The 10,567-nt window shown below is 71.1% G+C and carries 9 protein-coding genes; 3 read left to right on the top strand and 6 right to left on the bottom strand.

Features of this window, described 5'->3' with window-relative positions:
- The first annotated feature begins 21 nt into the window (after positions 1-21).
- Together WH07_RS23780 and WH07_RS23775 are read left to right on the top strand one after the other, a co-directional pair.
- Complete coding sequence (locus WH07_RS23780; protein ID WP_046503663.1) at positions 22-327, top strand: 4a-hydroxytetrahydrobiopterin dehydratase; 306 nt, start codon at positions 22-24, stop codon at positions 325-327.
- Positions 328-374: 47 nt separating this feature from the next.
- Positions 375-1,322 (top strand): AraC family transcriptional regulator, encoded by a 948-nt coding sequence (locus WH07_RS23775; protein ID WP_046503659.1) that lies wholly within the window; start codon positions 375-377, stop codon positions 1,320-1,322.
- Between the two features lie 145 nt (positions 1,323-1,467).
- On the opposite strand, the gene WH07_RS23770 is transcribed toward WH07_RS23775, so the two are convergent.
- The 3 genes from WH07_RS23770 to WH07_RS23760 form a co-directional block, all read right to left on the bottom strand.
- Complete coding sequence (locus WH07_RS23770) at positions 1,468-2,298, bottom strand: aldo/keto reductase (RefSeq protein ID WP_046503656.1); 831 nt, start codon at positions 2,296-2,298, stop codon at positions 1,468-1,470.
- A gap of 106 nt (positions 2,299-2,404) precedes the next feature.
- The gene (locus tag WH07_RS23765) at positions 2,405-4,204 is read right to left on the bottom strand and encodes an AMP-dependent synthetase/ligase (RefSeq protein ID WP_046503671.1); all 1,800 of its coding nucleotides are present in this window, start codon (positions 4,202-4,204) and stop codon (positions 2,405-2,407) included.
- Between the two features lie 353 nt (positions 4,205-4,557).
- On the bottom strand, positions 4,558-5,439 hold the full coding sequence (locus WH07_RS23760) for a LysR family transcriptional regulator (RefSeq protein ID WP_046503654.1): 882 nt from the start codon (positions 5,437-5,439) through the stop codon (positions 4,558-4,560).
- 147 nt (positions 5,440-5,586) lie between these two features.
- Here WH07_RS23760 and WH07_RS23755 point away from each other — a divergent pair, with 147 nt between their 5' ends.
- Positions 5,587-6,639, top strand: a complete 1,053-nt coding sequence (locus tag WH07_RS23755; RefSeq protein ID WP_046503651.1) for a bile acid:sodium symporter family protein — start codon at positions 5,587-5,589, stop codon at positions 6,637-6,639.
- A 165-nt stretch (positions 6,640-6,804) separates the two neighbouring features.
- Here the strand turns inward: WH07_RS23755 and fdhD are convergent, their stop codons facing one another.
- The 3 genes from fdhD to WH07_RS23740 are packed head-to-tail and all read right to left on the bottom strand — an operon-like array spanning position 6,805 to position 10,567.
- Entirely contained in the window at positions 6,805-7,644 is an 840-nt protein-coding gene (fdhD, locus tag WH07_RS23750) for a formate dehydrogenase accessory sulfurtransferase FdhD (RefSeq protein ID WP_046503650.1), read from the bottom strand.
- A gap of 26 nt (positions 7,645-7,670) precedes the next feature.
- The gene (locus WH07_RS23745) at positions 7,671-8,528 is read right to left on the bottom strand and encodes a 2Fe-2S iron-sulfur cluster-binding protein (protein ID WP_046503646.1); all 858 of its coding nucleotides are present in this window, start codon (positions 8,526-8,528) and stop codon (positions 7,671-7,673) included.
- A complete protein-coding gene (locus WH07_RS23740) occupies positions 8,525-10,567 on the bottom strand; it encodes an NAD(P)H-dependent oxidoreductase subunit E (protein ID WP_046503643.1) in 2,043 nt (680 codons plus the stop codon). The genes WH07_RS23745 and WH07_RS23740 overlap by 4 nt, the downstream gene beginning before the upstream one ends.

The following is a 10,567-nucleotide window of genomic DNA, read 5'->3' as shown; positions in this document are numbered from 1 at the left end:
CCCGGAAGGAGCCCCCGCCCCATGGCCACCCCACCGCTGTCGCAGCAGGAGATCGAGGACCGGCTGCGCGAACTGCCCGGCTGGTCCCTGACGGGGAGTCGGATCGCCCGCGCCTACCGCCTCGGCAGCCACTTCGCCGCCACCGCCATGGTCGTCCATATCGCCCGGATCCAGGAGGAGTTGAACCATCACTCCGATCTGACGCTCGGCTACAGGTCCGTTGCTCTCACCGTCCACACCCATGACGCGGGAGGCGCCGTCACCGAGAAGGACTTCACGCTCGCGCGGCGTGTCGAGGAGATTGCCCCGGCACACGGCGCGAACTGATCGGTGCGGCGGCGGATCCGCTCTCCGGTGCATTTACGCTGGTGACCATGGACGTACTCGCCGGACTCCTGGACGGACCGCGGGCCCGGGGGGCTTTTCTGCTGCGCATGGTGATGGAGCCGCCGTGGTCCGTCCGGATCGAGGACCGCGCCCCGCTCTGTCTGATGTGCGTCACTCGCGGCGAGGCGTGGATCGTCCCCGACGGCGGCGCGGAACCGGTGCTGCTGCGCCCCGGGGCCGTGGCGGTCGCCCGCGGCCCCGAGCCGTACACCACCGCCGACAGCCCGGGGACCGCGCCCCGCGCGCTGATCGGACCCGGCGGGGTCTGCCACACCCTGGAGGGCGAGCCGCTCGCCCAGTCCATGCGGCTGGGCGTACGGACCTGGGGCAACGCCTCCGACGGCGGTACGACCGTCCTCATCGGTACGTACCAGATGGACGGTGAGGTCAGCAGACGGCTGCTGGACGCCCTGCCCTCCCTGATCCAGCTCCCCGCCACCGCCTCCAACAGCCCGCTGATGACGGTCCTCGACGAGGAGATCTCCCGGGACGAACCCGGCCAGAGCGTGGTGCTCGACCGGGTGCTGGACCTGATGCTGATAGGTGTGCTCCGGGCGTGGTTCTCGCGGCCGGACGCCGAAGCCCCCGGCTGGTACCGCGCCATGGCCGATCCGGCCGTCGGCAATGCCCTGCGGCTGCTCCAGAGCGAACCGGCCCGCCCCTGGACGGTCGCCGAACTCGCCGCCGCCTGCGGGGTCTCCCGCGCCGGCCTCGCGCGCCGGTTCACCGAACTCGTGGGGGAGCCCCCGATGGCGTATCTCACCGGCTGGCGGCTCGCGCTCGCCGCCGATCTGCTGCGCGGGACGGACGCGACGGTCGAGGCGGTGGCCAGAAAGGTCGGCTACAGCGGCTCGTTCGCGCTGAGCGCGGCCTTCAAGCGGGTACGGGGAGTCAGCCCGCAGGAGTACCGCGCGGGCGCGGCGACGGGCACGTGACACCGTCTGCCGCGGCCGGACCCGCGCGGTGCCTCCCCGGCTCGGAGGCTCCGAAGCCCGGAGGCTCCGAAGCCCGGAGGCTCCGAAGCCCGGAGGCTCGGAAACCCGGAGGCTCAGAAGCCCCGAAGCCCCGAAGCCCGGAGCCTCAGACGCCGAACGTCGCCGGGTGCGGGCCGACCCGCCGCCCCTCGTCCAGCGCCGCGAACGCCGCCAGATCGTCCGCGTCCAGCTCGAAGTCGAACACCTCGATGTTCTCCCGGATCCGGGACGGCGTCACGGACTTGGGGATCGCCACATGCCCGAGCTGGAGATGCCAGCGCAGCACCACCTGGGCCGGCGACCTGTCGTGCTTCCGGGCGACCGCCACCACCGTGGGCACCTCCAGCAGCCCCTTGCCCTGCCCCAGCGGTGACCAGGCCTCGGTGACGATGGAGTGCTGGACGTGGAAGGCACGGGACTCGGCCTGCGCGAGCTGCGGGTGCAGCTCGATCTGATTGACGGCGGGGACCACAGAGGTCTCGCCGATCAGCCGCTCCAGATGCTCGGGAAGGAAGTTCGAGACACCGATGGCCTTGGCGCGGCCGTCCGCGAGGATCTTCTCGAACGCCCTGTAGGTGTCCACGTACATGCCGGCGGCCGGCCTGGGCCAGTGGATGAGATAGAGGTCGACATAGTCCAGGCCGAGCTTCGCCAGCGAGGTGTCGAAGGCGCGCAGGGCCGAGTCGTACCCCTGGTCGGCATTCGACAGCTTGGTGGTGACGAACAGCTCCTCCCGGGGTGTCCCGGAGGCGGCGATGGCCTGGCCCGTGCCCTCTTCATTGCCGTATGCGGCGGCGGTGTCGATGCTGCGGTAGCCGGCCTCCAGCGCGGTGGTGACGGCCTTCACCGCCTCCGAGTCCGGCACCTGCCAGACTCCGAAGCCGAGCTGGGGCATCTCGGTGCCGTTGTTGAGGGTAAGGGTGGGGACCTTGGTCACGAGCGGTCGATCCTAACGTCGTCGGAGGCTGTGCCGTGTTGTCTGCGTCGGCATTTCGACGACCGTTCCAACGATCACAGCGACGGACGGATTCCCGTCCTCCGCCTCAACGGTAGAGCGCTTCGACCTCGGCGGCGTACGCGGTCTCGATCGCCTTGCGCTTGAGTTTGAGCGACGGGGTGAGCAGCCCGAGCTCCTCGGTGAACGGATGCGCCAGGATCCGGAACGTACGGATCGACTCGGCCTGGGACACCGAGGTGTTGGCGGCCACCACCGCCCGCCTGATCTCCGTCTCCAGATCCCGGTCTCGTACCAACTCGGCCGGTTTCAGCAGGGGTTTGCCCTGGACCGAGAGCCAGTGGTCCACCGCTTCCCGGTCCACCGTGACCAGCGCGGCGACATACGGGCGGTCATTGCCGACCACGATGCACTGGGCCACCAGCGGATGCGCCCGTACCCGCTCCTCCAGCGCCTGCGGCGAGACGCTCTTTCCGCCGGAGGTGACCAGGATCTCCTTCTTCCGCCCGGTGATGGTGAGATAGCCGTCCTCGTCGAGCGCGCCCAGATCGCCGGTGGCGAACCAGCCGTCCCGCAGTACGGCGCCGCTGGCCTGCGGGTCGTTGAGATAGCCGGTGAAGACATGGCCGCCGCGCAGCCACACCTCGCTGTCCTCCGCGATACGCACCGAGGTGCCCGGAATCGGCTGGCCCACCGTGCCGTAGCGGGTGCGCTCCGGCGGATTGGCCGTGGCCGCCGCGCTGGACTCCGTCAGCCCGTACCCCTCGTAGATCGTGACCCCCGCGCCCGCGAAGAAGAGCCCGAGCCGCCGGTCCATCGCGGAACCGCCGGACATGGCGTGCCGTACCCGGCCGCCCATCGCCTCGCGCACCTTGCCGTAGACGGCCCTCTCGAAGAACTGGTGCTGTACGCGCAGCGCGGCGGACGGCCCCGGACCGAAGCCGAAGGCCCGCTGCTCCTGCGCCTCCGCGTACCGGACCGCCACCTCGACGGCCTTGTCGAAGGGGCCCGTCTTCCCCTCGGTCTCCGCCTTGCGCCGGGCCGCGCCGTACACCTTCTCGAAGATGTACGGCACCGCCAGGATGAACGACGGCCGGAACGCGGCCAGATCGGGCAGCAGCGCGCTCGCCTGGAGCGCGGGCTGATGGCCCAGCTTCACCCGGCCCCGGATCGCCGCGATCTCTATCATCCGCCCGAAGACATGCGAGAGCGGCAGGAAGAGCAGGGTCGAGGCCTCGTCGCCGGACCTGGTGTGGAAGACCGGTTCCCAGCGGCTCAGTACGGTGTCGGCCTCGAACATGAAGTTGGCGTGGGTGAGCACACAGCCCTTGGGGCGGCCGGTGGTGCCCGAGGTGTAGATGACCGTGGCCACGGAGTCCGGGGTGACCGCCCGGCGGTGCCGGTGCACCATCTCGTCGTGCAGTCCGTCGCCCGCCGCGAACAGTTCCTCGACCGCGTCGGCGTCGAGCTGCCAGAGCCGTTTGAGCCGGGGCAGCCGGTCGATCACCGAGCCCACGGTCATGGCGTGGTCCTCGTGCTCGACCAGACAGGCCGAGACCTCGGCGTCATGGAGCATCCAGTGGACCTGCTCGGCCGAGGACGTGGGGTAGACGGGGACGGGCTGGGCGCCGATGGACCAGAGCGCGAAGTCGAAGAGAGTCCACTCGTAGCGGGTACGGGACATGATCGCGACCCGGTCCCCGAACCGTACGCCCTGTGCGAGCAGTCCCTTCGCCAGCCGGAGCACCTCGTCACGGAAGCCGGCGGAGGTGACGTCCCGCCACCGGCCGTCCTTGTCCTTGCGGCCGAGGGCGACATGGTCCGGGTCGTCGAGCGCATGCGCGAAGACGGCGTCCGCGAGGCCACCGACATGGGGGGCGGCCGGCAGGGAGGGGACGGTGAACTCGTGCAATGACTTGCTCCTTGTGGCGGCTCCTGGGGCGCTCCGCGCAGCGCGGGTGACGGTACCCCACCGCGCGTCCCGGGGGGAGAGTGCGAGCGGAATCCGGGCAGAGCGCTATTGGTGCAGGTCAGAGTGGGAAAGACGGAAGAAGTGGGGGAGTTGACGACGGCGGACGGGCACGGAGCCGGCACGCGGGGCTGGAATCTCCACCGAATCCGTACGGCACTGACACGCGCGCTCTACGGTGCGGGATATTGGTCTCTACCCGTACTGGGCCGGTACGGAGCGGGGCCCGGCCGGTCCGCCGGGTGTCCGCGGGCAGGGCCCGGTCCGGTCCGTCAGATGTCGGAGGGCGGCCGGTGCAGCCGGTCGCCGCCCGCCAGGATCGCCGAGGCCAGCGCGTCCGCGGCCTCCTGGGCCGCCGCCGGCCCGCGGCCCTCGCGGTGCAGCAGTACGTAGTCCACCTCGCCCAGCTCGGGCAGCCCCGCCGAGGCCGGTACGGGCACCAGACCCGGCGGGATCAGCGCGCGCGTATGGGGCATGACGCCAAGGCCGGCGCTGGCCGCCGCGATCTGCCCGCTCAGGCTCGCGCTCGTACATGCCACGCGCCAGCGCCTGCCCTGTGCCTCCAGCACCTCCAGCGCGCGGGCGCGGGTGATGCCCGGCGGCGGGAAGAGGATCAGCGGGAGCGGGCGGTCCGGGTCGATCCGCAGCCGGGGCGCCCCGATCCAGTCGAGGACGGACTGCCGTACCAGCTCGCCATGGGTGTCGCCCCCGCGGCGCTTGGCCAGTACGAGATCGAGACGGCCCGCAGCGAGGCGTGCGTGCAGGCTGCCGGACATCCCGACCGTCAGTTCCAGGTCCACCTCGGGATGGTCGCGCCGGAAGGACTCCAGGATCTCCGGCAGCCGGGTCAGGACGAAGTCCTCCGAGGTGCCGAAGCGGAGCCGGCCGCGCAGCCGCGTACCCGCGAAGTAGGCCGCCGCGCGGTCGTGGGCCGTCAGGATCGTCCCGGCGAAGCCGAGCATGGCCTCGCCGTCCTCCGTCAGCTCCACGCGATGGGTGTCGCGGCTGAACAGCGGCCTGCCCGTGGCCTCCTCCAGGCGGCGGATGTGCTGGCTCACCGTGGACTGGCGCAGCCCCAGCCGGCGGGCGGCCCGAGTGAAGCTCAGGGTCTGCGCCACGGCCAGGAAGGTACGGAGCTGTCCGGGGTCGTACACGCGGCCAGGGTACGCGGTTCTGTCGGTGTTTATCGCGTTGGCCGATAACAGTGAGCGATGTGTACGGCTTTCCCGATCAAGTGGGACGAGTGCAGCATGGGCGGGCGGGTACGCCGTGTACCCGACAACGAGCCAGCAGGGGAGCATATGAACAGCCGCCCTCTCCGCCGCAATTTCCCACGCACGCGGATGCCGTCCCGGCTCCCCGTCGACCCGTTCGTCCTGGCGCTGCTCATGACCGTGGGCCTCGCGGCCCTGCTCCCGGCGTCGGGGCGGGCGGCCGGGGCCGTGGGCGGTGCGACGACCGGTGCGGTGGCGTTGCTGTTCTTCCTGTACGGGGCGCGGCTCTCCACCCGCGAGGTGCTCGACGGGCTGCGGCACTGGCGGCTCCACGTGACCGTTCTGGCCTGTACGTTCGTACTCTTCCCGCTGCTGGGGCTGGCCGCGCGGGGGCTCGTACCGTATCTGCTGACCCCTCAGCTCTACACCGGGGTGCTCTTCCTCTGTCTGGTGGCCTCGACGATGCAGTCGTCGGTGGCGTTCACCTCCATGGCGCGGGGCAATGTGCCGGCGGCGATCTGCGCCGGGTCGTTCTCCAGCCTCGCGGGCATCGTGATCACACCGCTGCTGGCGGCACTGCTGATGAGCGGCGGGGGCGGGCGAATCTCCGCGGGCTCGGTGGCCGGGATCGTGGCACAGCTCCTGTTGCCGTTCCTGGCGGGGCAGTTGCTGCGGCGCCGGGTGTCCGGCTTTGTCGTCCGGCACCGCAAGCTGCTGGGTTCCGTCGACCGGGGGTCGATCCTGCTCGTCGTCTACACGGCGTTCAGCGAAGGCATGACCGCGGGCGTCTGGCACCGGGTGACCCCGGCGGACCTGGCGTCCCTGCTCCTGGTCGAGGCGGCGCTCCTGGCGGCGATGCTGACGCTGAGCTGGTACGGGGCGAAACGCCTGGGCTTCGGCCGGGCGGACGGGATCGCGATCCAGTTCGCGGGTTCGAAGAAGAGCCTGGCGTCGGGGCTCCCGATAGCGAGCGTGCTGTTCGGCCCGCAGGCGAGCCTGGCGGTGCTGCCGCTGATGCTCTTCCACCAGCTCCAGATCATGGTCTGCGCGCTACTGGCACGCCGCCGGGCGTCCTCGCCGCCCGCCGGAAACGCGGACGAGGACCGCGCCCTGCCCCAGGTGCTCGGCGGCGCGGGCTGAACGCAGCCCGGCACCGCCCGCCCGGAACGAAACAACACGCACACACCACTGGCGGCACCGATATCGTCGGTGCCGCCAGTGTGTCGAGTCAGTGCCGGAATGGGCCCGGCCGACGCAGGGGGCGCTCCCCGCCGGCCGGGCCGTCATCCCGTGCAGCGGGGAGTGTCACACCCCGGTGTGCAGGGCGATACGCTCGTCGCCCGCGTACACGTTCATGGACGAGCCGCGCAGAAATCCGACCAGGGTCAGCCCGGTCTCCGCCGCGAGGTCGACGGCGAGCGACGACGGTGCGGACACCGCCGCCAGCACCGGAATCCCCGCCATCACGGCTTTCTGCGCCAGCTCGAAGGAGGCACGGCCCGACACCAGCAGGATCGCCCGGGACAGCGGCAGCAGATCCTGCCGCAGCGCCCGGCCGACCAGCTTGTCGACCGCGTTGTGCCGGCCCACGTCTTCCCGGACGTCCAGCATCTCGCCGGCCTCCGTGAAGAGCGCCGCCGCGTGCAGGCCCCCGGTCCGGTCGAAGACCTGCTGTGCCGCCCGCAGCCGGTCGGGCAGGTCGGCGAGCAGCTCCGGCTCCACCCGGAGCCGGGGGTCGTCACCGATCGGGAAGCGGGCCGTGGTCCGGACGGCGTCCAGGCTGGCCTTGCCGCACAGTCCGCACGACGAGGTCGTGTAGACGTTGCGCTCCAGCGTGATGTCCGGGACCGGGACGCCGGGGGCGAGCTGGACGTCGACCACGTTGTACGTGTTCGAGCCGTCGGCCTTCGCCCCGGCGCAGTACACGATGGACCGTACGTCGGCGTTCGACGCGAGCACGCCCTCGCTCACCAGGAAACCGGCGGCGAGCGCGAAGTCGTCGCCGGGCGTGCGCATCGTGATGGCGAGCGGCTTGCCGTTCAGCCGGATCTCCAGTGGCTCTTCCGCCACCAGAGTGTCGGGCCGGGCAGAGGTGGCCCCGTCCCGGATACGGATGGTGCGACGGCGTTCGGTGACCCGTCCCATGGTGATCAGTCCTACTCGTCTGGCGCTCAGCGCTGCTGTACGTGCTGGAAGCCGAAGCGGCCCTTGATGCACAGGTTTCCGTGCGTCACGGGATTGTCGTGCGGAGAGGTGACCTTGACGATCTCATTCTCCTGCACATGCAGTGTCAGATTGCAGCCGACGCCGCAGTAAGCGCAGATCGTGGTCGTCTCCGTCTGGGCCGATTCGTCCCATGTGCCGGCTTCCCGCATGTCGAATTCCGTCTTGAAGCTGAGTGCTCCGGTCGGACAGACCTCAATGCAGTTGCCACAGTAAACACACGCCGAATCGGTGAGCGGAGTGTCGTGCTCGGTCGAGATACGTGCGTCGAAACCGCGGCCTGCCACCGAGATCGCGAAGGAATTCTGCCACTGCTCGCCACACGCATCGACACATTTGTAACACTGAATGCACTTGTCGTAGTCGCGAACGTACAGATCATTATCAACTTTTGGTTCTTCGTTGAGCCGGGCCGCGTCCTCGCCGAAGCGCTCGGGCTTCGCCTCGTACTCCTTGATCCACTCGGCGGCCCTCGGCGTGGTCGAGAGGTCCGTGGAGGAGGCCAGGAGTTCGAGGACGATCTTCCGGCTGTGCCGGGCCCGCTCGCTGTCCGTACTGACGGTCATACCGGCCTCGGCCTTGCGCGAGCAGGCGGGGGCCAGCACACGCGCGCCCTCGACCTCGACCACACAGACCCGGCAGGCGTTCTTCGGCGTCAGTGTGTCGCCCTCGCAGAGCGTCGGGATGTCCTTGCCCGCGGCCCGGCACGCGTCCAGGATCGTGGAGCCCTCCGGCACCCGGGTCTCCTGGCCGTCGAGCGTGAACTCGATGAGACGGCGCGGCAGTTGCAGCGGTATCGCGGTCACTTGTAGGCCCCCAGACGGTCGATGGCGGACTCGATGGCGTTCCACGCGGTCTGTCCGAGACCGCAGATGGAGGCGTCCTTCATGGCCTGCCCGACCTCGCGCAGCAGCGCGATGTCGCCGGCCGCCGCGGCGCCGGTGCGGTCCACGATCCGGTGCAGCGCCTCCTCCTGGCGCACCGTGCCGACCCGGCAGGGCACACACTGCCCGCAGGACTCGTCACGGAAGAACTCGGCGATACGGAGCAGGATTCTGGGCAGTTCGACGGTGTCGTCCAGCACCAGCACCACCCCCGAGCCGAGTGTGGTGCCCGCGGCCCGGGTGCCCTCGAAGGTGAGCGGGATGTGCAGCTCGTCGGGCCGTACGAAACCGCCCGCCGCGCCGCCCAGCAGGATCGCCCGCATGGTGGGCGAGGGGCCCGCCAGATCGAGCAGCTCGCCGAGGGTGGCGCCGAACGGCAGCTCGTAGATGCCGGGGCGCTCCACATTGCCCGAGACACAGAAGAGCTTGGGGCCCGTGGACTGGGCGGTGCCGATCGCCTTGAACGCCGGGCCGCCCTCGGTGAGGATCGGCAGCACATTGATCAGCGTCTCGACATTGTTCTCGGTGGTGGGCTTGCCGAACAGGCCCTTCTCCACGGGGAACGGAGGCTTGGAGCGCGGCTCGCCCCGGTAGCCCTCGATCGAGTTGAACAGCGCGGTCTCCTCGCCGCAGATGTACGCGCCCGCGCCGCGCCGGATCTCGATGTCGAAGGAGTACCCCTGCCCGAGGATGTCGTCCCCGAGCAGCCCCCGGGCGCGCGCCTGGTCGATCGCGTTCTGGAGGAGGCGCAGGGCGCGCGGGTACTCGCCGCGCAGATAGAGGAAGCCGCGCGACGCGCCGACCGCGTAGCCGGCGACGGTCATCGACTCGATCAGGGAGTACGGGTCGCCCTCCATGACCACCCGGTCCTTGAAGGTGCCGGGCTCCGACTCGTCGGCGTTGCACACCAGATAGTGCGGGTGTGCGGGCTGCGAGGCGGTGGCCTGCCACTTGCGGCCGGTGGGGAAGGCGGCGCCGCCGCGGCCCACCAGACCGGAGTCGGTGACCTCCCGGATGACTCCGGCGGGCCCGAGGTCGAACGCCCGCCGCAGCGCCGTGTAGCCGCCGTGCGCGCGGTAGTCGTCGAGGCTGTACGGATCGACCACCCCGACGCGCCGGAGCAGGGTCAGCCCCGGCTGCCCGGCCTGCGGTACGGCCATGGCGGCGGCCGGTTCGGGAGGTGCCGCCTGGGGCTCCGCCGCCGCGAGTACGAGCGCCTCGGCGGTCGCGGGCGCGATGACGGCCGTCGCGTAGGGCCGGGGCGCGGGCTCCTGGGGCGTGCCCTCGGGACGCCCGCCGTCCTGTGCGCCGTTCACCGCGCCGGCCGGCCGCAGCGGGCCCGCCGGGTCCGCCGCGGCCGGCCAGGAGGGGCGGGCGCCCCAGGGAGCGGGTGCCGGCTCCGCGCCGTCCCGCGCGGAGCCGGCGTCAGGGGTGGCTCGGGAGGGGGCGGCCCCGGAGGGCGCGCCCGCCTGGATCACCAGTGCCGCCGGAGCCCGCTCGCACAGGCCCAGACAGGGACTCGACTGCCAGACCACACCGCCGGAGGCCGAGCCCGCCGCGCCGAGGCGCTCCTCCAGGGCCGCGCAGAGCGCCCCGGAGCCGTGCGCGGCGCAGGCCAGGTCGGTACAGACGTGCAGCACCTTCGCGGGCCGCGGCTTGACGGCGAACATCGCGTAGAACGTGGCGACGCCGTACGCCTCGGCCGGCGGCACCGTGAGCCGTCGGCAGAGATAGTCCAGCGCGCCTTCGCTGATCCAGCCGATCCGGTCGTTGATCGCGTGCAGCCCCGGCAACAGCAGGTCTCGCCGCTCGCGTGCCTCGCGGCCGCCCCGTGCCCAGCGCAGATCCGTGTCCGTACGGTCGTCCGCGCCTTCCCATGCCGTCGACGCCGGGCCGAGCAGCTCGTCGACCGCCGCCCGTTCCTCGTCGGTCGGCTTGCTGTCACCGAAGTGCAGATCCAC

Origin of the sequence: Streptomyces odonnellii, assembly GCF_000981895.1 — a bacterium.
GTDB classification, from domain to species: Bacteria; Actinomycetota; Actinomycetes; order Streptomycetales; family Streptomycetaceae; genus Streptomyces; species Streptomyces odonnellii.
The sequence above is the reverse complement of the archived record's forward strand: the minus strand, read 5'-3'. Positions and strand labels throughout refer to the sequence as shown.